Below are 22205 nucleotides of genomic sequence, written 5' to 3'. Positions count from 1 at the left end.
CGGGGAGAGGGGTGGGGTGAGGGTCTATTCTTTCCGGGGCACAAAGCGCCAGACCGGGCTCATCACCGAGGAGTAGACCTCGCGGGCAAAGTTGAGCATGCCGCTGAAGCCGGCGAGCATCTCCTTGCGCTCGTGGTTATGGTCGCAAAAGGCAACCCCCAGCTTATAGGCAATGGGCCGCTCCTTGACCCCGCCCACAAAGATGTCCACATCCTTTTCCCGGAGAAAGGCGGAGAGCTCCAGGGGATTTGAATCGTCGACGATGATGGTGCCCGGATCGGTGATCTCGGCCAGCTCTTCATAATCCTCCGGGGTCCCGGTCTGGGAACCGACCATAACCACCTGCATGCCGATGGTGCGGAACGCTTTGACCAGGGAAAACGCCTTGAAGGCGCCGCCCACATAGATGGCCGCCCGCTTGCCGGCAAGGGCCTTCCGGTACCGCATGAGTTCCGGCATGATCAGGGAAAGCTCCTCCTTGACCAGCTCCCGGGTGCGCTGCATCATCTCTTCATCCTTGAAAAACTCGGCCACCGCATAGAGCGACTCGGCCATGTCCTCCACCCCGAAATAGGAGACCCGCAACGAGGGGATCCCGTAGTCTTTTTCCATCATCCGGGCCAGATCCATGGTGGAACCGGAGCACTGCACCACATTGAGTGCGGCGCCGTGGGCCCGCTGGATATCTCCCACCCTGCCGTCACCGGTGATATTGGCCACCACCTCGACGCCCATCCGGCTGAAGTATTCGCGGATCAGCCAGATCTCCCCGGCGAGATTGAAATCGCCCAGGATATTGAGGCTGTACTTGGAGATTCCGCTGATATCGCCCATGCCCACCAGTTGCCGCATGGCATTGCAGGCAGCTTGGTAGCCGGCCCGCTTGTTGCCCTTGAACCCTTCCGACTGCACGGGCAGGACCGGAATCCCTTTTTCTTCGCTCACCTTGCGGCATACCGCCTGCATGTCATCGCCGATGATCCCCACGATGCAGGTGGAATAGACAAAGGCCGCCTTGGGGCTGTGCCGGTCGATGAGTTCAACCAGGGCGTTGTGGAGTTTTTTCTCGCCGCCGAAGATGACGTCAATCTCCTGCATATCCGTGGAAAAGCTCATCCGGTGCAACTCCGGGCCGGAGGAGAGCGCGCCCCGGATATCCCAGGTGTAGACCGCGCAGCCGATGGGGCCGTGCACCAGATGCAGGGCGTCGGCAATGGGATAGAGCACCACCCGGGAACCGCAGAAGACGCAGGCCCGCTGGCTCACCGCCCCAGCCAGGCTGTCCTTGTTGCAGTCCATGGCAAAGGGGGCCTCCCCGGTGCGGTGTATCGAATCCTGTCGTTCCAGTAAGGCTGCTTCCATGGCTTTCATACTCCTGTGCTATGATTTGCAAAGGTATAAGAGCAAGGGGTGTGCCACGCAGGGAAAATATTATTTTATCAAGTGATTACTTGCTGTTATACGGATTAATCTTGGCGGAAAGACTCGGGAGGAAAAAGAGGCGAAGGAGGGTTGTGTAACCTTTGCGACAAAAAAGAAGGGGCCAGACATTTTTGTCTGGCCCCTTCGGGTTCTTACTGCAACAGATATCTGCTCAGGCAGAGCAGCGGGGTGGTCTGCCTGTCAATGCACCTTCTTGCCATGCCTTGCTCATTGGCAAAACAGGATGAAAGTCCCCCCTCACACCCACCAGATCTGGCGCTTGGCCGGGTTGCCGTTTTTTTCAAAGACATCGCCTGACTCTTTCAGCACCACATCAAGCTCCTCAACGGTGAAATGATAGCCGTCTTCCGCGGCCAGAGCGACAAACTCCTCTCGGGTACCAGGGACATCATATTTGGCCCGGACATGTTTGTCTCCGCCGCCGGCAATCAGCAATGCCTCTACATCTTTTCTCGCCATGGTCTTTCTCCTTATAATACAATCAATTAATAACAGAGGTCATAATTCGCGACTGAACTTCCAAGGCAAGTTTGAGCATGCCGCCTATCTGCCCCATGGTCGGGGGAGTGATGGAGTAGCTCTCTATATCGCAGATATCCTGAAATCCATCCCAGGCCTTAAGGTCTGTCCCCAGACCCGCCAGTTCGCCGGGTAGAAACTCATCAACAGACTCCACCAGATCGTGCATGGTGTGGTTATACGGCAGCTTGCCGCTTTTCATGAGCAAGGCCATGATCAGTTTTTCAACGGCCATGGCCACCAGATTGTAAAGAATCTCGGTGGTGAACGGTTTTCGCCGTTGCGTATAGGCATTGTTGGCCGTGGCCAGAAACTGATTGCCCTCCTGGAGAAACTCTTGCCATCCCTTGATGGGTTCGCTTTTGACCTCGGGAAACCCTGCCAGGGTAACAACTTTCCCTGATTCCGCCATGCTTCTCCCTCCTCGGGTTATAGTCGTCTGCGTTGGCAGATAAGCTCGGTGGGCTGCCAACCGAGCTTGCGGTAAAACTCCAGAGCCGCGGTATTGTTCCGGTCGGCCAGAAGCTGCAACCGCCCGACCTTTCTGCTTGCAGCCCATTGCTCCAGGGTTGTCAGCAATTCTCGTCCTATCCCCCTCCCTTGCCATGGTTCGGCAACCACCATATCCTCCACCAACAAAGAAAATCCCCCCTCTGCCGTGGAGATGGTCAGTTGCCCGGAACACATACCAATGACCTGTCCCGCTGTCTCGGCGACCAAAATAACCGCTGTCTCATGGGCCAAAAGCATTGCCAGCCCCCGACGCTGCCGGGCTGCAGCAAAATCAAAGTCCGTTTCGATACCAAAAAGCATGCGGAGCAGATCCACCAGGGCGTCAAGATCACCAGGGTTGGCGGGTCGTATCACTGCTTGTGTCATGTAACCCTCCCGACCTAGCCACTGAACTCGATGCGGATGGCATCCTCTCCCGCCGGGATCAAGGTGTAGTGCGTTCCGCGGCTGAATTGCATGGCCTGGTTGCGAGCAACCTCCTGCAGTCTCTCTATATCGCCGTGCACCGTGGCCTCGTCCGCCTCGCTGTTCACGTGGATCATGATCTCATGGTCGTTGTCGGTGAACTGGAGCAAAAAGGAGTTGTGCTCCAGAAAGACCAGATCATCATAGGCATAGGAGATACCCATCCCCGCCGCCTCGACTATGGTTTTGACCTTTCCCAGCGGTTTGAGACCCATGGCGAACTCCCCCCCTCGTGCTCTGTGTGCACAATTTTCTCTGTAGGTCATAACTCCTCGGACTTACTGAGGATATACGTATCCCGCCATCTGGCGCCGCAGGTCGCGCACAGCATGGACACCTGCACCTGGCCGGGCCCGGTTTTTTCCGGTGGCGCACTCGCCTTGATCGCCTTGGAACCGCATTTAGGGCAAGTGGTGCCCCCTGACTCCAGATAGGATCGAAAGGTCATCTGCTCTCCACCCTATGCGGTAATCAGGTACTTGGCAGGAGGCTCGCCATCCTCAAGGCCGTCCAGGATCGCGTCGATGGCCTCTTCGCTGTCCACCCCCTTGAACCACCAGTTCTCCGGCTGAATCACCATGATGGGCCCGGAGTCGCATTGCTTGAGGCAGGTGGTGGCGCTGATCAGGCAGTCCAGCCCCCGATCGAGCACCTCTTCTTCGATGTATTGCAGAAACCCTTCGGTCTGCTTGTGGCAAATGCCCTTCTTGTCGCCGGCGACCCGGAAACTCTGGCAAACGATGATCTGACGCGCTGGTATGGCCATTTTGAGTATCTCCTCTATTGTGAATACTACTTCCTGTTTTTTCCTTTCTTGCCGCCGCCGTAGAGCACATCCACCGTGCCCTCGACATTGTCCTCCAGCAAAAGTACGCTCAGGCCGTGGCTTGATAAAATATCCCGCGGCTTTTGTCCCGCGCTGGCGGCCATAAGCACAAAACAATCGTTTAAAATTTCCGCCACCTGCTGCCAGCGGTTGTCACCACTGCCGGGCTCTGGGAGATCCCGGGTCCCGAGCAGACAGGGGAGGCCGTCTTCCCTCGGCCCATAGATCAGCGCCTTGATGGCTTGCCCGAGATGGAGATCGATATCCATGCCGTTGGCGCTGAGCACGGCCACATTGGGTCTGGCCGTGGTCGGCTTGGGCACGGACAGGACTCCTGCGTCTGCCGAGGGGATACCCTCGCCCTGGAGCGCTTGCTCCGGCAGGCAGACAACCGAGAGGTGCTGGCCCGCCTTCTGTGCCAGAGCCGCCATCGTCTCTTCTGAGGGCAGGGGCAGTTTCTCTTCCTTGTTCAGCCATCCCTTCCCGGGCAGCAGGCTGATGGAGTCTGCGCCGAGACCGGAAGCCTGGCGGGCAATTTCTTCAATTTCCTCTTCATTGATCCCGCCATACACCGTAGTCTGGATAGAGACCGCAATGCCTGCCGCCTTGCAGGCCGAGATTCCCTTGGCTTGCGATTCGATCAGGATCTCCGCCGCTTCCGCCAGGGGGGTATTCCGTTTGCCCGGCCGGATCCAGGTGTAGATTTTCTTGATGGTCTGCGGGGTAACCGCATCCAGCAGCAGGGTAACCCTGGAAACACCCTGCTCGGCCAACACTCCGGCATGCTCGGCCAACCCCAGCCCCAGGGTGGTAATGCCCAGGGGCAAATCAGGATAGTGCTCCCGCAGCATGGCCAGGATGTCCCGGGTCATGGTCACGGTGGCCAGAGGGTCCCCCGGACCATGGAGGTCCAACCCGGCAAGATCGCTTCCCTGACCCAGCAAATCCGCAATCCAGGTAAGCGCTCCCCGGAGGGGCACCGCCTGGGGCAGGGGATCCTCACCGCAGAAACGGATCCGGGCTGCCGCCTGAGGGGCCACCGGCAGGATAAGCCGCTGGGGAATCTTGGTGCCGCACCCTTGTTTGGTCTTGGGTAAATGAATAATGGTCATCCCGGCCTCCGGCGTAATGCGCAAGGAGCGGCGGGGGAATCACTTCCCCCGCCACCGCCAGTTGTACTCTCTTCAGGATGGGGAGAGATTTGGAATCTGGCCCCAATTTTGTCGGAACTAAAGCACCAGCTCGAACTTCGACTCGGAATCATCCCGGTCTTTACGATCGAGCAACACACCGAGGATCTTTTCCAGCAGCCTGAGGCCGCCTTTGTAGCCCACGGTGGGGAAGTACTGATGCCCCTGCCGATCCAGAATGGGGAAACCCCAACGCACGTAGGGAATGTCCTCGTCCCGGGCGATATACTTGCAGTAGGTATTGCCGATGATCAGGTCCACCGGCTCGTTCTTGATCCACTGATGGAGCAGGAACATATCCCCTTTGGCCTTGACGTTGACCTCACGCCCCATCTCCTTGGTGAGTTCCTTGATCCGCTTTTCAAACTTCTTGCCCGGGGTACCGGTGACGATATGGATCGGCTTCATATCCATGGAGACCAGAAACTCGGTCATGGCGATGAGCTGATCCGGGTCGCCGACCAGGGCCACCTTTTTGCCGTAGAGATACTGGTGCATGTCCGAAATCATGTCCACCAGCTGGCCGCGTTCATTGACAATCACATCGGGGATGGACACCCCGGCGATGGTCCGCAGGGCATCGATGAACCGGTCTGTGGCCATAAGGCCAAAGGGCATGTCCAAGACGCTGCAGGGAACCTTGTGCTGCTTGTCGAGTTCACGGGCCGCATCGGCGGAACACCATTCTCCCAGAGCCAGGGTTCCCTTGGAGTCCCCGGTGGACTTCAACTCGGCCACGGTGGTGCCGCCGTCGGGAAACATCTTGTACTCGCCGGAGAGCGGGCCGTTGAGCACGCCGGAGGTGTCCGGGAAAAGGATGGTTTTCACCCCGATCATTCCGGTGATCCGCTTGATCTCCTCCATGTCGGCAGGCTCCACCCAGCCGGGGATGATGTTGACCTTGCCGTTTTTTTTCCCGGTTGGCTCCGCCATCCCGGCCATGGCCTTGACCATGTTGGAAAAACCGGTGACGTGCGATCCCGCGTAGCTCGGGGTGGAGGCGCTGATCAAATACCTGCCCTCGGGAACCTTTCCTTCCGCGACCGCCTTTTTCTTGATCTGGGGCAGATCGTCGCCGATGGTCTCGGAGAGGCAGGTGGTGTGGATCGCTATCACCTCGGGGTTATAGACGGTGAAGATGTTGTTGATGGCCTGGAGCATATTGGCCTGGCCGCCGAAAACCGAGGCACCTTCGGTAAAAGAGCTGGTGGAGGCGGAGACCGGCTCCTTGTAATGCCGGGTCAGGGCGGAGCGGTGATACGCGCAGCAACCCTGGGAGCCATGGCTGTGCGGCAGGCATCCGTGGATGCCGAGAGCCGCATACATGGCGCCGATGGGCTGACAGGTCTTGGCCGGATTAATGGTCAGGGCCGTGCGCTCTGTAATCTCTGTGGGTGTATGTCGTAAGAGCATTGTTGTATCCTCTAGTGGTGGGTGAAGAATGAAGAGTGAAGAATGAGAAAATTCTCTTCGCCATCCTCCACTTTTCACTTTTCATTTTTAACTTTTCATTTCCAGCCCGGCACAGCCGCCTTACTCCCAGGCAAAGGAACCAGACAACTGCGGGTTCTTCTGCCAGGGAGCCTTCATATAGCCCCAGACCTTGGAGTTCACCAAGCGGTCGATCTCCTGGTAGAAGTTGACCGCCCCCAGAAAACCGGCATAGGGGCCGCCGGAGTCGTAACTATGGAGCTGTTTCATGGGCACGCCCAGTTTCTGAATGGAGTATTTCTCCTTGATGCCGGCACAGAAAAGATCCGGCTTCATCAGTTCCACCAGTTTTTCCGCCTCGTACTGGTTCAGATCGTCGATAATCAGCGTGCCCTTGTCCATGTCCGCGGCCAGGCCGTCATATTGCTTGAACTTGTAGCCCGCCTTGTCCAGGGCCTTCATCTCCTTGTCGCTTTTGCGCGGCTTGAAGCGGGTTTCATCCGGCTCAACCTCGAGCTCCTCAATGTTGCGGCTGTCCGCATCCAGCTTGATGTTGGGCAGCACCTGGCGACCCTCGTAATCGTCCTCATGCCCGAACTCATAGCCGGCCGAGATGGTTTTCATCTTGAGCTCGTCAAAGAGTTCCTTGTAATGATGGGCCCGGGAGCCGCCGACAAACATCATGACGGTCTTATTTTCTGTCCGGGGAGTGATCTCGGCCAGGGCCGCCTCTACTCCGGGCATCTCCTCGGCGATCACCTTTTCCACCGTATCGATGAGCTCCTTTTCCCCGAAATATTCGGCGATCTTGCGCAGGCTCTTGGCCGTGGCCTTGGCGCCGATGAAATTCACCTTGACCCAGGGAATGCCGTACTTGGTCTCCATCATGTCCGCCACATAGTTGATGGAGCGGTGGCACATGACCGCATTGAGATCCGCGGTATGGGAGGAGGCGAACTGGTCGTAGGTCGAGTTGCCGGAAAAGGTCGAGATGCAGGTGATCCCGCATTTCTTGAAGATCCGGTCGATCTCGAAGCCGTCGCCGCCGATGTTGTACTCGCCCAAGAGGTTGATCTTGTACTTGCCCGGCTTCACCTCGTCGTTCTGGCCCACCAGATGCCTGAACACCTGGTTGTTGGCGATGTGATGGCCCGCGGACTGGCTCACCCCCTTGTACCCTTCGCAGGAAAAGGCGTAGACGTTGCAGTCGCCGAATTTTTCCTTCATGTTCTTGGACACGGTATGGATATCGTCCCCGATCAACCCCACCGGACAGGTGGCGAACACGGCGATGGATTTGGGGTGAAAGAGGTCGTACGCCTCCTGGATCGCCTGGGCCAGCTTCTTTTCGCCGCCGAAGATGATGTCCTGCTCCTGCATGTCCGTGGAAAAGCAGTAGTTCATGTAATTTTCCCCGGTAGGCCCCGCATCGGTCTGGTTTCTCCGGGTCAGCCAGGCATAAAAGCTGCAGCCGATGGGGCCGTGCACCAGATTGACGATGTCGCGGGTCGGCCCCATGATAACGCCCTTGCAGCCGGCATAGGTGCAGCCGCGCATGGTGATGATGCCGGGAATGGTGCGCACGTTTGCGGTGAGCTCCGGGGTCTCGTTCTGCAGGGCTTCGTTGATCATGATCTGCTTGGCGCGCTTACGGCCTACCTTGGGCGGATACTTCTCAAGGAGTGCCGACTTGACCTCGGCAGGACCCCACTGCACCAGCTTGTTCTTTGTTGCTGTTGCCATTGTATTTCTCCTTATGAGATGGATTTAACGCCCGTCTCGCCTGTCCTGACCCGGACCGCATCGGTGAGAGGCAAAACAAAAACCTTGCCGTCGCCAGGCAGACCGGTCTGATTCGTATTGATAATGGTTTCCACCACGCAGCCCACCATGGAGTCTTCCACCACCGCGGTGATCATTCGTTTCGGGTAGAGCTTGCCCTTTTCCCCCAAAAGTGCGGCGGCCTCTTCATACCCCTGCACGGCCCCTTCCAGAACTGCCGGGCTGACAAAGCCTACGCCGCGGCCTTGGGCCTCATGGGCAAAGAAGGCATCCACTCCGCAGTCGGTGAGGGCCTGTTTGGTTTGATTCATCATGTTTATCCGCACGATGGCAATCACCTCTTTCATGGCGTCACCCCCTCCTTGACATAATCTGTCTCCTTGACGCCGGAGCTGATGGTGTAGGATTCCTCCACCTCGGAAACAAAAATCTTGCCGTCGCCGAAGGCGCCCTTGCCGGTGGAGCGGGCCGTATTCATCACGGTCTCGATGAAAAACTCCTTGTCCGAGGGGTTGATAACGCTCATCAGCATAACCTTCGGCAGTTCGTCGTAGGTGACCTCGCCGATCTTGATGCCGCGCTGTTTGCCGCGGCCTGCCACGGAATACTTGGTTACCGCCGGATAGCCCGCCTCCATGAGGGCGGCAAGGACCTTGTCTGCTTTTTCCGGCCGGACAATTGCTCTGATCATAGTCAACATGGTTGTTTCTCCATTATTTTTTTGGTGTTGCTCGCTGCTGTTGGGTTAACCCTCGCTGGCAGCTTACGGTTGTCAGCTGCCTCCTAGTTCATCAAGCCGTAGTCCATCAGGAGTTTCTCGAGCTCCTCGATCTCCAGGGGGGTGGGAATGACAAACTTTTTGTTATCGTCGATGGCCTTAGCGAGACCGCGGTAGGCGTCCGCCTGTTTGACCTTGGGGTCCCACTCGAGAACGGTCTTGCGGTTGATCTCGGCGCGCTGTACGTCGTTGTCGCGGGGCACGAAGTAGATCATGTGGGTACCGAGCTTTTTGGCAAATTCCGAGATCATTTCCTCCTCATTGTCGACGGCGCGCGAGTTGCAGATCAGGCCGCCTAAGCGTACAGAGCCGCTCTGGGCAAATTTCATGATGCCCTTGCTGATGTTGTTGGCCGCGTACATGGCCATCATCTCGCCGGAAACCACGATGTAGATTTCCTCCGCCTTTCCGTCGCGGATGGGCATGGCAAAGCCGCCGCACACTACGTCGCCCAAGACATCGTAAAAGGCATAATCCAGCCCTTCGCTCTCTTCGTAGGCGCCGAGGGATTCCAGCATATTGATGGAAGTGATGATGCCGCGCCCCGCACAACCAACGCCGGGCTCGGGTCCGCCGGACTCAACACACCAGGTGCCGCCGTATCCGGCCTTGCGGATATCGTCGAGTTCAACATCCTCGCCCTCCTCGCGCAGGGTATCGAGGACCGATTTCTGGGCCAGGCCGCCAAGCAGGAGCCGGGTCGAGTCCGCCTTGGGATCGCAACCAACTACCATGACCTTTCTGCCCAACTCCACCAGGCCGGCAACGGTGTTCTGGGTGGTGGTTGACTTGCCGATTCCGCCTTTTCCGTAAATTGCCACTTTGCGCATCTTGAATCCTCCTCGCTCTGTATTGAATATGGGTTTTGAATTTCCATTGGCATGCGTTGCCGTCATTTGCTGGTAACGCAAGGTGTGTGCCAGAGCCGAGGCAAGGCGAATAAAATTTACGTAACAGTATAATATTACAGGTTTTATAAGGTGTTGTTTTAGCAAGAAGAGAGCATGTGCTGGGTTCTCTTTTGTAAACTAGGCTACAAAAAGGAAGGTCGATGAACCGCGCGAGCAAGGTGCTGTGGAGGTATTTAATTACATTTGTGTGTATTTATTTAAATTGATATTACGCAAAATGTAACTTTTGTGTGTTTGTTGTTTCGGTGCCTCGGCACGGTCTGTTTTTAATTTAACTTAAATTTCGGCATGTTATGTGGTGATTCCGTCTATAATGTTACAATTTTGAAGTATTGGAACATTTATTGCTTATTTCATACACAAAGAAGTAATGCCGGAAGTTTCCGTTTCGGCGAATCAAAGACAAAGGCTGATACAGATCATGAGCAAACCCGACTACCCAACCGAACGCCTTGAGCTGCAGGCTCTGTACCAGATAAGCCAGCTCATCGGCTCGGCTCTGGATATCAAGAAAACCCTTGCGGAGGTATTGGGGATCCTCCACGAAACCCTGCGTATGGAGCGGGCGACCCTGGTCCTCCAGGAAGAAGGCGGCGAGCAGCTCTCCATCGCTGCCTCATACGGGCTCAGCAAAGCGGAGGAGCGACGCGGGATTTACCGACCCAACGAGGGGGTGATCGGCCGCATCTTTCAGAGCGGCTATCCTTTCGTGGTGCCGGACATCCACAGCGAACCGCTTTTCCTGAACCGAACCGGGGCCCGGGCCAATCTGCCCAAGGGGGAGATCTCCTTTATCGGCGTGCCGGTCATGCTGCCCGAGGGACCGGTGGGCGTTCTCTCCGTGGACCGGCTCTTCGGTCCGGAGATCTCCTTTGAGGAAGACATCCGTTTTCTCACCGTGGTTGCCATGCTCATCGCCCAGTTCCTGCGGCTGCACAAGGCGGTCTCCCACAGGCAGCAGGTGCTGGTGGAAGAGAACCTGCTGCTCAAAAAGGAGCTGCGCAACCGCTACAACCAACACAACATCATCGGCCAGTGCAAGCGGATCCAGGATGTGTACAACTACATCGACAAGGTCGCCCCCAGCCGGGCCACCGCCTTGATCCTGGGAGAGTCCGGCACCGGCAAGGAACTGGTCGCCCGGGCCATCCACCTGGCAAGCCCTCGGGCAAACAAGCCCTTTATCAAAATCAACTGCGCGGCCCTGCCGGAAAATCTTTTGGAAAGCGAGCTGCTCGGCCATGAGAAGGGCGCCTTCACCGGGGCGGCCGCCCTCAAAAAGGGGCGTTTCGAGCTGGCGGACGGCGGCACTATTTTTCTTGATGAGGTCGGGGAGCTCCCCCTGGCCCTGCAGGCCAAACTGCTGCGGGTGCTGCAGGAGCAGATGTTTGAACGGCTGGGCGGCATCCAGACCATCACGGTCAATGTTCGGGTCATTGCCGCCACCAACCGAAGCCTGGAAGCATGTGTCGAGCAGGGGAGTTTTCGGGCGGATCTTTACTACCGCCTCAACGTCGTCCCGGTAATTTTGCCCCCCCTCCGGGAGCGCCGGGAAGACATCCCCCTGCTCCTCGATCATTTTCTGAAGGAGAGCAATCGCATGAACCAGCGGGAGGTCCATCTTTCGAGCTCCGTGCTTCAGCTCCTCTGTGGTTACAACTGGCCGGGCAATGTCCGCGAGTTGCAGAATCTTATCGAGCGGTTGGTGATCATGGCGGATCGCGAGAGCATCGTTTCCCGGGAGTTGCCCAGCTACATCACCGCAGTCACGGAAACGGAGGAGTCAGCCGCGCCTTTTTGCCGCATTGAGGGAGCCGGCGTCGGGTACCAGGCATTGACCGGCGGGGTTGCGGAGGAAAAGGGAACGCATAAGTTTTTAAAGGATATGGAGAAAGAAGAGGTGGTGGCGGCGTTGCGGCGACACGGGTGGGTACAGGCCAGGGCGGCCCGGGAACTCGGGCTCACCCAGCGGCAGATGGGGTACCGGATCAAAAAATACGACATTGTCCTGCCGGAGTTTTCTTGAATACAAGAGGCTGGCAGTGATGAGCGGCGCTGGCAGGTTGCTGCCCCTGGGGTCAGACGATCCGCTGGATGGTGGGGATCTCGTGGATCCCGGTGGTGCAGACATTGAGATCCTTGAGGATGCCGTCGCTCACCCGGTAGATCCAGCCGTGCACCGCCAGTTCCTGCCCTGATTTCCAGGCATTCTGGACCATGGTGGTATGGCAGACATTGGCCACCTGCTCCATCACGTTCAGTTCGCAGAGCAGGTCGAGCTTCTCTTTTTCCGTGGTTTGCGCGTCGATCTCTTTCTTGTGAAAGCGGTAGACATCCTTGATGTGTCGCAGCCAGTTGTCGATGAGGCCGTGTTCGCTGTTTTCCAGGGCGGCGGTAATGCCGCCGCAGTCGTAATGGCCGCAGACAATGATGTGTTTGACCTTGAGCACGTCCACTGCGTACTGAATCACCGAGAGGCAGTTGAGGTCGGTATGCACCACCACGTTGGCGATGTTGCGGTGCACGAAGATCTCGCCCGGCAGCATGTTGACGATCTCGTTGGCCGGCACCCGGCTGTCGGCGCAGCCGATCCAAAGGTATTCCGGCCGCTGCTGGCTCGCGAGTTTGCTGAAGAAGTCCGGCTCCGCCTTCTTGATGTTGGCGGCCCAGTTCTTGTTGTTGTCGAAAAGATGCTTGAGAACCTGCATGGATTTCCTTGCGTTGTGCTCTGTCTAAGAGGGTTAGTCGCGCTTGCTGGTCATGGCGAATTCGGTCAGTTCGACGAGAAAGTGATTCAAGTTCTGGAGGTCGTTGTGGCGCAGGCTCATGTTGATCTCGCCCAAAACCTCCTTGCTCCGGTCCGACTGCAAGGCGGCAATAAAGGCGAGGATCATTTCGCGATCGAACAGGGTGTCGATCCCTTCGCACAGCTTCTGGAGTGCTTCTTCCACCGGCAAGGCGTCCCGGTAAGGGCGTTTGGAGGTAAGGGCATCGAAAACATCCGCCACCGCGATGATCCGACCGAACCGGGAGATGTCCATGCCCACCAGGCCGCCGGGATAGCCGGTGCCGTCCATCCGTTCATGGTGCTGGGTTGCCCCTTCGAGGATGTGGGGCGGCAGCTTGATGGGCTGGAGGATCTTGTCGGTAAAAACCGGGTGTTGCTGAATGAGGCAGAACTCTTCGCTGGTGAGCTTGCCGGGCTTGCCCAGGATCAGTTCCGAGATGCCGATCTTGCCCAGGTCATGCATGTAGCCGGCGATTTCCAGGTCATTGAGCTGCTGGCTGTCGATCCCCAATTCTCCGCCGATGGCCATGGCATACTTGGCCACCCGGAAGGAATGGCCGTGGGTGTACTGGTCCTTGGCGTCAATGGCCGCAGCCAACGCCTTGACCGTGTTCAGGTAGAGATCCTGCAGGCTGTCATACAGGCGCAGGGTTTCAAAGGTCGGCGAGATGATGTTTTCGATGATCGCGACCAGCTGTTTTTCGGAGGCGGAAAAAGCGCGGTGCCCCAGGGCGCGGATAAAGAGCATCTGGCCGCTCAATCCGTCCTTTTCCTTGATCGGCGAGTAGAGCAGCGAGGCGCCGTCCTCCCGGGCGCAGATGATGGTGGAGACGCCTGCGGAGCGCTGCAGGTTGCTGCTCTCCCGGCTTGCGGCAACTTCCGCCTCGCTCATCCGGTGGGTGACGCAGATTTCCTCGTCCCACCGCCCCTTGGTCTGGATAAACCCCTGGTCCGCCTTGGTCGCCTTGGCGATTTCCTCCAGGATGATCTGGTAGCATTTCTGCAGATCATCGATGCCGATGATCTGCTTGGCCACCTTGAACAGGAAGTTCATCTGGCTGGCGAGCTGCAGCATCTCCTCGGTGGTTTCCTGGAGTTCGGTCTCGCGCATCAGCTGGCTGTTCAAGGCGGACAGGCAATAGCGGATGTGCGGTTCCGCCTGCTCCAGCTGCTCCGGGTTTGGCGCCCCGCAGACCATACTGCCGATGTCGGAGGAAAAGCTGAAGGGATAGGCGCGGCTGGTCGGGGTGTCGCTGCCCTCGCTCCGGCGGCTGGCCACGGTGGCGCCGTCGCTGTCGAGCACGGTGATCGCGAGCTTATGCGCCTCGGCCAGATAGGCGATGGATTGGTCTAAAAAAGAGCTGTCGAAGAGATGGTCGCGGATAGAGGCCATGTCTGTTCAGGCCGTCCCGATGATGTCGTGGATGGCCTGGGAGAGTTCTTCCCGGCAGATCGGCTTGTTTAAAAAGCCGATGCCGCCCGCTTCCTTGGCCTGGACGATACTCTCTTCACTCCCCAGGGCGGTAAAAAAGGCCACGGGAATATGGGAGGTGCGATGGTCCGCCTTGATTTTCCAGGTTGCCTCGAAGCCACCCATGATCGGCATTTCGATGTCCATGATAATCATGTCCGGCTGGCTCTTGACGGCCAGTTCGAACCCCAGAAGGCCGTTTTCCGCGGTGATGGATTGGTGCCCCAGTTGTTGGACAAGCTGGCTGACGATGCGTCGGATCATGGCGGAATCGTCGACTATGAGGATGGTTTTTAGCATGGACCTTGTTTGCAATCTCTCAGGTAACAATAGTACTACGGGATACTCGGTAGTCAATATACTCCGAAAAGGGGGGGGAAGCAAAAAAATATCGGTGCTTTTTTTCGCCCTGTCGTATGTTAGGGATGCGCGGCGATTCCTGGCCCCTTCGCTCTATTTTTTCTTGGTCCGGATGGCCACGGAATTGGCATGGGCGGTGAGCCCTTCCAATTTGGCGAGCAGCTGGATATGGGCGCTGTCCGCCTTTAAGGCCTCTTCGGAGTAGGCGATCAGGCTCGATTTCTTGATGAAGGTTTCCACCCCCAGGGCCGAGGAGAAGCGGGCCGTGCCCATGGTCGGCAGCACATGGTTGGGGCCGGCCAGGTAATCGCCGGCCGATTCCGGGGTGTGGCGGCCGAGGAAGATCGCCCCGGCATGGCGGACCCGGGTCAGCCAGTGGAAGGGCTCGGCGACCATCAGCTCCAGATGCTCGGCGGCGATGTCGTTGGCCAGGGTGATGGCCTCGTCCAGGTTCTTGGCCACCAAGATCACCCCGCGCTCGCCCAGGGATTTTTTGGCGATCTCGGCCCGGCTCAGCTTGGCCAGCTGTTTTTCCAGCTGTTTGACGATCTGGCCAGCCAATTTCTCGCTGGTGGTGATGCACATGGCCAGAGCCAACGGGTCGTGCTCGGCCTGGGCCAGCATGTCGGCGGCGATATAGGAGGGCTCGCCGGTTTCATCGGCGATGATCAATATCTCGCTGGGTCCGGCGATCATGTCGATGCGCACTCTCCCTGCAACCTGGCGCTTGGCCTCGGTTACATACTGGTTGCCGGGGCCGACGATCACGTCCACCGCAGGGATGGTCTTGGTGCCGTAGGCCAGGGCCGCGATGGCCCAGGCGCTCCCCGCCTTGTAGATCTCGGTGATCCCGATTTCCTGCGCCGCCACCAGCAGGGCCGGGTTGACCTTGCCGTTTTTATCCGGCGGGGTCATCATCACCCGCCGCTCCACCCCGGCGATGGCCGCGGGGATGCCGTTCATCAATACGGAAGAAACCAGGGGCGTTTTCCCCCCCTGGCCGCCCGGCACATAGAGGCCGGCGGAATCCACCGGCTGCACGAGCCGGCCGGTGATGGTGCCGTCTTCCCGGGTGACCATCCAGGACTGTTCCTTCTCCCGCTCGTGAAAGGTGTAGATCCGCTCGATGGCGAGCTCCAGGGTGTCGAGAAACTCGTCCTCCGCCGACTCCAGGGCGTCGTGCAGCTCCTGGTCGCTGACCCGCAGCTGTTTGACGCTCATCTTGGGCGCATCGAACTTGCGGATGTATTCCACCAACGCCTCGTCGCCGCGCTGGCGGATCTCACCGATGATCCCGGACACCGCCTCTTGGCAGGCTGGGTCGGCCAGCTGAAAACGGTTGCGCAGGGTGGCGAGGATTTTTTTGCCTTTGGCGGCGGTCGTGGCAACGGGGGTGATGAGCATGGTGCACCTTTCTAATGTTCAGCGGCAGGCGAGGGCGCAGCCTGGGGATTTAGGTCGCGTTTTTTTAATGGTGGTTGCTGTTCTGATACCAGTTCTTTCTATACCAGCGATTAGAGGGGAAGAAAAGCCCTCTTCGCGGAAATGGGCAAGATTCCCGGCCCTGCTTGGCATTGCCAAGAGGCCGGTGGGCGGCTAAACTAAGATCTGTTGGGGGTTGTCTGACCTCTTTCCTTTTTTCCGGGGTACACCATGTTGCGTTCCTATCTTACGGCGGTGCGGGAGCTTCCCCAGCCGCCCCGTCTTTTTCTGATCTTTACGGCGGTCAACGTCTTTTCCTGGCAATGCATCGCCGGGCAGGCGCTGGTCCTCTTTGCCCGGGCCCTGAACATGCCCCCGGCCTGGGTCGGGCTGCTCCTTTCCTTTCTCCCCATCTCCATGCTGCTGGTGGTCTTCGCCGTGCCCTTGGTGGAGTGGCTTGGGCCCCGCAAGCTGCTGATGTGGACCTGGCTTGGGAGAAACATCCTGGCCCTCTCGGTGTTTCTCCTCCCCTGGGCGGTGCTCCGCTGGGGGGAGGCGGCCGGTTGGCAGGTGCTGCTCTTCGCCACCCTGGCCTTCTCCCTGATCCGGGCCGTGGGGGTGGGCGCCTGGTATCCCTGGCTGCACGAGATCGTGCCCCGGCCGCTCCTTGGTTCCTACTTCTCCATCGAGGCGGCCATGAGCCAGGTGATCATGATCGTCGTTGCCGTCAGCATGGCCCTGATCCTCGGCCTGGGCCAGGGGCTGAGCCGTTTCTTCCTCCTCTACGGGGCGGGCATCACCGCTGGCTTATGGAGCGTGCAGCTGTTGCGAAAGATCCCGGGCGGCAAGCGGCGCGTGGCGGAGATCGGGGTTGGTGGTCGGAGCCCGGCCCTGCGCGAGGCGCTGGCGGATCGAGAGTACCGGCGCTTTTTCTTCCTCGCCATGCTGGGGATCGCTTCGCTCATGTGGCTCAATGCCGCCTCGGTCATGTACCTGCGCGACATGCTCTTCTATTCCGAAACCAGGATCATGCTTCTTCTTGGAGCGGGCGGGATCGGGGTGGCCTGCACCGTCCATTTCTGGGGCAGGGCGGCGGACCGCTTCGGCAGCGTGCCGGCCATGATCCAGCTTCTCGTGGCGCATGCCCTGCTGGCCTTCGCCTGGTGGGGGCTGCTGCCGGGCGGCAGAATGACCGGGTTGCTCGCCTTGCCGATTATCGTGTTCAGCGCCATCTTCAATGTCGCCTTCACCATGGTCAGCGCCCGCGGCATGCTCTGCCGGGTGCGCGACGAGGGACGGGTGGCCTACACCAGCCTCTGGATTCTCGGGGTCTCCACCGCCAACGGCCTGCCGCCGATCCTGGCCGGTCTGCTCATCGACCATCTGGGGCTGCTCGGGTTCCGCCTCTGTTTTTGCATCGCCGGGGGGCTCGGGCTGGCTGCGGCCTCTTGCATGTTCGGACTGTCCCCGGAGGAGGGCAAGCCCCCCATCGGCGAGCTGCGTCATCTGATCCATCCGGGCCAGCCCGTGCGTTCCCTTGCCAGGGTGTTCTGGATTACCTTGGGTTTTGGCGAAAAGAAGTAAGGGGCTTTGCGGCGGGCAAGGATGTGCCGAATTCAGCCCCGGCGTGGAGCCAAGGCCTGGACGCGGGCGCTTCTATGTGTCGTGCGGCATGGCAAGATATATGTCCGGATAGTGTTCCTTCAGGCAGTCCGGGCACAGGCCGTGGCTGATGTCCGCCTCGGTATGTTTGTGGATATACACATCGACATTTTCCCAGGTTCCCTCCGCGGTGCGGATCTTTTTGCAGAAGCTGCACAGCGGCAAGATGCCCCGCAGGGTCTTGATTTCCCCGAGGGCGGTCTGGAGTTCCTGATTGACCCGGCGCAGTTCCATCAGATCGGCATGGCGGGCCAGGGCGATGGTGATGGCGCGGTCGATTTCCGCCAGCACCGGCGGCTTGGTCAGGAAGGCGGCAACCCCGGTCTTACTCGCCGTTTCGACCAGATCCGCGGTTTCGTAAGCGGTCATGATCACGATGGGGGTGGGGCATGTTTCCGTGATGCGGCGCGAGGCCTCTAAGCCATCCATTTCTGGCATCTTGATATCCATGAGCACGGCATCGGGGTGCAGTTCGGCAACCAGCCGGACTGCCTGCCCGCCGTTGCCTGCCTCGCCTATCACTTCATAGGCGCTTCCCCGCAGGATGCGTTTTATTTCCTCGCAGACCAGAAAATCATCCTCCGCCACCACCAATCGGATATGTCGATCATTCATGATTGTTTCTCCTTGCGATCAAGCCGCCGGCTCAGGGGCTTTTGCCGGGAAGGAAATGCGGGCCACCCCCCCGTTGTCGTTGGCCAGTGTAATTGTTCCCTGCATGTTTCTTGTCACCAGTCCGTTCACCAGAGTGATGCCGATCCCGCTGTCGGAGAAGTCCCCCCGCAGGAGCGGTTCGGGAAAGCCGGGGCCGTCATCCTGGTAGGTGAGCTGGATCGAACCGTCCCGTGGCTCGATGGCTACGCTAATACTGGCGGTATCCCGCCCGCAGAGGGCATACTTCATGGTGTTGGTGCTCAATTCGTTTAAAACCATGGCCAGGGAATGGGCCTGATCGCTATCCACGCAGAGGTCAGAGGGAGAAACACTCAGGCGAATCGAGGAGGATGCGGATAATCCCTTGAGGGTCTCCTGAATCACGCTTTCGCAGAGCTGGCTCAGCGGCAAGGGTTTCCACTCCGAGGAGGAAAGGAGCCGGTGTACGGTGAGCAGCCCAGCCACCCGCCAGACCACTTCCTGGATGCGGTGCTCGTATTCCTGCATCCCCTTTTCCCTGGCCCGGTCCTCCTCCTGGTGCAGCATGCTGATGATGGCGACCAGATTGTTTTTGACCCGGTGGTTCACCTCCCGGAGGAGTACGGCCTGTGTCTCGACATACTCCCGCGTTTTTGCCTCGGCACGAATGCGTTCAGCCACTTCATTCACCAGCTCTGCATTCAGGGAGTGCAGTTCTTTGGTGCGTTCCGCTACCCGTTGTTCCAGGGAATCGTGCGATTCCTGGAGACGGGCGAGCATGGTTTTGAACGAAGAGGCCAGCTGGGTGATTTCATCGTGGCTGGTAACGGTGATCTGGCTGGTTGGATCGTTACTCTTGGTCACCTGATCGGCGGTTATGGTCAGGGCGACGAGGGGGGCGGTAAGTTTTTTCGCCATGAACCGTGATGCGGCAATGGTTAACTGGAGGATCAAGATGCCAATGACAAGATAGATGCCCGTCAAGGTTGTGAGTGAGGCATATGCCAGCCTGCTTTCTTGGCCAACGGTCAGGGCCAGGGCCAGTTGGTCGAGGGGGGCTTGGCCCTTGAGTTGGATTGTGGTGCTTAATATGGACGGGGTATGGTCCTTGGCGGTTGTCCAGATCTCGCCGTCCTTGTCCGAGAGCTTGAAGATGTGACCTTCTGCGCCGGGGATCTTTGGCAGGCAAGCGCTGACAAGGGGGCTGAGCGGCAGCTCCAGGACCAGCAACCCTTCGGCCTGGCCGGTGGCGCCATAGAGAACAGGGTAGGCGATAAGCAGATTGCTTCCCTGTTCGTTCTGCTCGAGGCGCGCCAAGGGACGCTGGTGGGTGATCACTTGGGTCAGCAGGGGTTGATCCGAGTAAACCCGTAATTTTTCCGGCCCCTGGCAGGAGATAATCGGGTGTCCGGAAAAATCGCAGAGGGTGAGCAGGCAGGGGATGTTTTGCGGGAGATGGTAGCTGCGGAGAAACGGCTCAACGTACATCTCCCGTCCCGCCGAATCGACGAGGGCATTGACCACAATGAGATTTGCCGACATGTTGCGCATGTCGTTGTTGATGTTGTCCAGGCGCGCTTCCAGCCGGTGGCTGATCAGGGCCGCCTCAAAGGAGAGCTTTTCTTTAATTTGCTCCTTGAGGGTGTGCCGGGTGAAGAGATAGCTCGCCGTGCCCAGGGTCAGGACCACGGCCATGGTGAGCGACAGGGCGGCAAGGGAGATCTTGTTGGCAATGCTCCGGGGCATGGGCTGCTTACTCCCGAATCCGCAGGATGGCGCCATCACTCCGGAAGCGGCTCATGAACAGGTCTCCGGGGTCCAGGGCTTCGTGGCGTTCGGCGGTGAATGGCCGGGGGTAGGCTTTGATCAGGCCGTCATAGTTCCGCACCTGCTCCAGGGCGTTGCGAATCTTGACCCGGTCGGTTGTTCCGGCCTTGGTGATGGCCAGGGCCAGGATGTGGGTCAGGTCATAGGCGTGGGCCATGCCCACCGGCGAGGGGATATCCTCCGGCCTGTTGATCTTGAAGAGCGCTCCGGCGGTTTTGTAAAACTGTTTCAGCTTCTGCTCCCGGTGGTTGTCGAAAAAACTGTAGGTCTGCACCACGGAGAAATCGATCTGATTGATGGCCTCGCCGGTCATTTTGCTGAAGTCGCCGCCAGTGACCCCCCAATGGCTGACAATGGGAAGGCGTTTTTCCTGGGGCAGGGCAGCCACCTCCTTGACCAGGATCGAACCCTCGGCCTCGTTGGCCACCAGGATGATCGTCTCTGCCCCGGAGTTGCGGGCCGCTTCGTACTTGTCGAGCAGGGACTTGTCGCCCCACATGTACCACTGGATCGTGGTGACGTTCCGGTCCGGGTGCGCGGCGAGAGACGTCTTGATCGCCTTTTCGCAGCTGCGGCCCCAGCCGGTGGTGGGCAGCAGCACCCCAAACCGTTTGGCCCCTTTTTTCGCGGCGTGATTCAGCATGGTCTGGATGGCCCAGCTGTCTTTGAGGGAAAGGCGGAAGCAGTAGTTCGGCGTGCGGTCATTGTCGACGATGTTGTCGGCCGCGCCCCAGGCATCGAGGAGGATCACCTTTTTCTCATGGAGAATCGGTACCTCTTCCTGCATCACCGGAGTGAATTTGCCGCCCACCACCGCGACCAGATCTGGGATCTCGGCGAATTCCTCGATATTCTTGATTCCCCGGGCGGGCACGGAGCGGTGGTCCTTGATCAGCAGCTCCAGCGGCCTGCCGCCCAGCACCCCGCCCGCCGCATTGATTTCGTGGATGGCGGTGAGGATTCCCATCCGGATGGCGTCATCCGAGGTACTGGTGGTATGGCCGACCTCGGCGTCGAAGCCGACGATCACCGGTTTTTTCGCGGGGTCGGCAGCAAGGGCGCTGGCAGCCATGGTGATCGTGGCGATCAGGCTGAGAAAAAAAGTCATGGCCGGTGATGTCTGGCGCGGGCCCATTTTTTGCCTCCTTGGTCGGTCTCGGAAATAAATGCTCGCTGCCTCTGAATGTCAGGAGTGGCGCGGTCTGGCGTCCTGTTTTCAGGGTATAGGGCGAAGGGAAAAATGTCAAAATGTTGTGCGTGCGGCAGTTTGTCGCGGGAGATTTCCGGCAACGGCACATGGGGAACCGAGCCCGATGGTTTGCTGGACTATTTTGGGGGTTGGGGAAAAGAAGGGCGTGGGAACAGGCGGGGATGGTCGGTGAACCGAGAGAGGCCAAACACGCCCCCAGTCTCCTCGGTTCAAGGGGCAAGACGCGGCTGATCACGGCGATTGCCCCCGCAATCCGGCTTCATCTGGCCTTGTGACGAAAAACTGTAACGCAACTCGCCCAACCGGAGCGTTTCTGCTACTGTTAAGATACAGATCGGCGTTGTCACCCCATTTTAGGAAATAGTATCCTCCTGGTCGCCATGCGAAAAAATACAATTCGTATCCCCATGCTTCTTGTGCTGTTCAGTTTCTGCTGGCTGGCCGGGCCAGTCGCGAGCGCGGCGAACCGTAATGATTCGCGCTCCGCTGGACAACCCGCCGTCGATGTTGCCAGGCTGGAAAGTAGAATCCATGACCTCATCAACCAGGAGCGAAAGAATGCAGGGCTGCCGGCGCTGGCATGGAATCAAGCCCTGCAACAGATCGCCCGCAATTACAGCCAGGATATGGCGACGCGGAACTTTTTCTCCCACACCGATCCGGAAGGCCGCAATTTTGTCCAGCGTTACCGGCGGGCCGGATTCAAGTGCGCCATCAGAAAGGGCTTCTTCTTTGGCATTAGCACCAATCTTGGGGGCGAAAACATTGCCTATAATCATCTCTCCAGCGCCATCGTGCGTCGGAATGGACAGGCGGACGCGGAGGCGCAGTTTGCCGCCGCCGTAGTCAGGCAATGGATGACGAGTCCCAGCCATCGGCGCAATATCCTGACCCGTCACTACCGGCGGGAGGGGATTGGCATCGCCATCGGGAAGAACGGCAAGGTGCTGATCACCCAGAATTTTTGTTGAGTG

23 protein-coding genes are annotated in these 22205 nt (G+C 58.7%); 3 read left to right on the top strand and 20 right to left on the bottom strand.

The annotated features are described in order from the left end of the window. Positions 1–24: 24 nt before the first annotated feature. The 13 genes from nifE to nifH form a co-directional block, all read right to left on the bottom strand. Positions 25–1362, bottom strand: a complete 1338-nt coding sequence (gene nifE, locus OLX77_RS02100; RefSeq protein WP_307631931.1) for a nitrogenase iron-molybdenum cofactor biosynthesis protein NifE — start codon at positions 1360–1362, stop codon at positions 25–27. Between the two features lie 318 nt (positions 1363–1680). Further along, the gene (locus tag OLX77_RS02095) at positions 1681–1902 is read right to left on the bottom strand and encodes a Nif11-like leader peptide family natural product precursor (protein ID WP_307631930.1); all 222 of its coding nucleotides are present in this window, start codon (positions 1900–1902) and stop codon (positions 1681–1683) included. A 22-nt stretch (positions 1903–1924) separates the two neighbouring features. Further along, positions 1925–2374: a hypothetical protein gene (locus tag OLX77_RS02090; RefSeq protein ID WP_307631929.1), complete on the bottom strand. Its 450-nt coding sequence runs from the start codon at positions 2372–2374 to the stop codon at positions 1925–1927. A 17-nt stretch (positions 2375–2391) separates the two neighbouring features. Further along, a complete protein-coding gene (locus OLX77_RS02085) occupies positions 2392–2841 on the bottom strand; it encodes a GNAT family N-acetyltransferase (RefSeq protein WP_307631928.1) in 450 nt (149 codons plus the stop codon). A 14-nt stretch (positions 2842–2855) separates the two neighbouring features. Beyond that, complete coding sequence (locus OLX77_RS02080) at positions 2856–3155, bottom strand: hypothetical protein (RefSeq protein WP_307631927.1); 300 nt, start codon at positions 3153–3155, stop codon at positions 2856–2858. Positions 3156–3202: 47 nt separating this feature from the next. Beyond that, positions 3203–3388 carry a hypothetical protein gene (locus OLX77_RS02075; RefSeq protein ID WP_307631926.1) on the bottom strand — a complete coding sequence of 62 codons (186 nt, stop codon included), beginning with the start codon at positions 3386–3388 and terminating at the stop codon, positions 3203–3205. Between the two features lie 12 nt (positions 3389–3400). Further along, on the bottom strand, positions 3401–3706 hold the full coding sequence (locus tag OLX77_RS02070; protein ID WP_307631925.1) for a (2Fe-2S) ferredoxin domain-containing protein: 306 nt from the start codon (positions 3704–3706) through the stop codon (positions 3401–3403). Positions 3707–3732: 26 nt separating this feature from the next. Further along, positions 3733–4878, bottom strand: a complete 1146-nt coding sequence (locus tag OLX77_RS02065) for a radical SAM protein (protein WP_307631924.1) — start codon at positions 4876–4878, stop codon at positions 3733–3735. Between the two features lie 117 nt (positions 4879–4995). Then, a complete protein-coding gene (gene nifK, locus OLX77_RS02060; protein WP_307631923.1) occupies positions 4996–6369 on the bottom strand; it encodes a nitrogenase molybdenum-iron protein subunit beta in 1374 nt (457 codons plus the stop codon). Positions 6370–6489: 120 nt separating this feature from the next. Continuing rightward, positions 6490–8130, bottom strand: coding sequence for a nitrogenase molybdenum-iron protein alpha chain (nifD, locus tag OLX77_RS02055; protein ID WP_307631922.1), 1641 nt, complete (start codon positions 8128–8130; stop codon positions 6490–6492). Between the two features lie 11 nt (positions 8131–8141). Next, positions 8142–8516 carry a P-II family nitrogen regulator gene (locus OLX77_RS02050; protein ID WP_307631921.1) on the bottom strand — a complete coding sequence of 125 codons (375 nt, stop codon included), beginning with the start codon at positions 8514–8516 and terminating at the stop codon, positions 8142–8144. Beyond that, positions 8513–8869 carry a P-II family nitrogen regulator gene (locus OLX77_RS02045; RefSeq protein ID WP_307631920.1) on the bottom strand — a complete coding sequence of 119 codons (357 nt, stop codon included), beginning with the start codon at positions 8867–8869 and terminating at the stop codon, positions 8513–8515. The genes OLX77_RS02050 and OLX77_RS02045 overlap by 4 nt, the downstream gene beginning before the upstream one ends. An 83-nt stretch (positions 8870–8952) precedes the next feature. Then, entirely contained in the window at positions 8953–9777 is an 825-nt protein-coding gene (gene nifH, locus OLX77_RS02040) for a nitrogenase iron protein (protein WP_307631919.1), read from the bottom strand. Positions 9778–10279: 502 nt separating this feature from the next. Between nifH and nifA the strand changes: the two genes are divergently transcribed. Further along, positions 10280–11884 (top strand): nif-specific transcriptional activator NifA, encoded by a 1605-nt coding sequence (nifA, locus tag OLX77_RS02035; RefSeq protein WP_307631918.1) that lies wholly within the window; start codon positions 10280–10282, stop codon positions 11882–11884. Positions 11885–11936: 52 nt separating this feature from the next. Here nifA and can read toward each other — a convergent pair whose 3' ends face one another. The 4 genes from can to hisD all read right to left on the bottom strand — a co-directional run bounded on the left by can (position 11937) and on the right by hisD (position 15881). Further along, positions 11937–12566 carry a carbonate dehydratase gene (gene can, locus OLX77_RS02030; RefSeq protein WP_307631917.1) on the bottom strand — a complete coding sequence of 210 codons (630 nt, stop codon included), beginning with the start codon at positions 12564–12566 and terminating at the stop codon, positions 11937–11939. Between the two features lie 33 nt (positions 12567–12599). Beyond that, positions 12600–14039, bottom strand: a complete 1440-nt coding sequence (locus OLX77_RS02025; protein ID WP_307631916.1) for an HD-GYP domain-containing protein — start codon at positions 14037–14039, stop codon at positions 12600–12602. Positions 14040–14045: 6 nt separating this feature from the next. Next, positions 14046–14417, bottom strand: a complete 372-nt coding sequence (locus OLX77_RS02020) for a response regulator (RefSeq protein WP_307631915.1) — start codon at positions 14415–14417, stop codon at positions 14046–14048. A 153-nt stretch (positions 14418–14570) separates the two neighbouring features. Beyond that, complete coding sequence (hisD, locus tag OLX77_RS02015; RefSeq protein ID WP_307631914.1) at positions 14571–15881, bottom strand: histidinol dehydrogenase; 1311 nt, start codon at positions 15879–15881, stop codon at positions 14571–14573. 249 nt (positions 15882–16130) lie between these two features. Here hisD and OLX77_RS02010 point away from each other — a divergent pair, with 249 nt between their 5' ends. Next, positions 16131–17483 carry an MFS transporter gene (locus OLX77_RS02010; protein WP_307631913.1) on the top strand — a complete coding sequence of 451 codons (1353 nt, stop codon included), beginning with the start codon at positions 16131–16133 and terminating at the stop codon, positions 17481–17483. Positions 17484–17555: 72 nt separating this feature from the next. On the opposite strand, the gene OLX77_RS02005 is transcribed toward OLX77_RS02010, so the two are convergent. The 3 genes from OLX77_RS02005 to OLX77_RS01995 are packed head-to-tail and all read right to left on the bottom strand — an operon-like array spanning position 17556 to position 21156. After that, positions 17556–18176, bottom strand: a complete 621-nt coding sequence (locus OLX77_RS02005) for an ANTAR domain-containing response regulator (protein ID WP_307631912.1) — start codon at positions 18174–18176, stop codon at positions 17556–17558. An 18-nt stretch (positions 18177–18194) separates the two neighbouring features. After that, positions 18195–19940, bottom strand: a complete 1746-nt coding sequence (locus OLX77_RS02000; RefSeq protein WP_307631911.1) for a sensor histidine kinase — start codon at positions 19938–19940, stop codon at positions 18195–18197. A 7-nt stretch (positions 19941–19947) separates the two neighbouring features. Beyond that, positions 19948–21156 (bottom strand): ABC transporter substrate-binding protein, encoded by a 1209-nt coding sequence (locus tag OLX77_RS01995; protein WP_307631910.1) that lies wholly within the window; start codon positions 21154–21156, stop codon positions 19948–19950. A 455-nt stretch (positions 21157–21611) separates the two neighbouring features. Here OLX77_RS01995 and OLX77_RS01990 point away from each other — a divergent pair, with 455 nt between their 5' ends. Beyond that, positions 21612–22202 (top strand): CAP domain-containing protein, encoded by a 591-nt coding sequence (locus tag OLX77_RS01990; protein WP_307631909.1) that lies wholly within the window; start codon positions 21612–21614, stop codon positions 22200–22202. The last annotated feature ends 3 nt before the right edge of the window (positions 22203–22205 follow it).

This window comes from Thiovibrio frasassiensis (assembly GCF_029607905.1).
GTDB classification, from domain to species: domain Bacteria; phylum Desulfobacterota; class Desulfobulbia; order Desulfobulbales; family Desulfurivibrionaceae; genus Thiovibrio; species Thiovibrio frasassiensis.
Note: the sequence above shows the minus strand (reverse complement) of the source record. Positions and strands in the feature narration are given on the sequence as shown.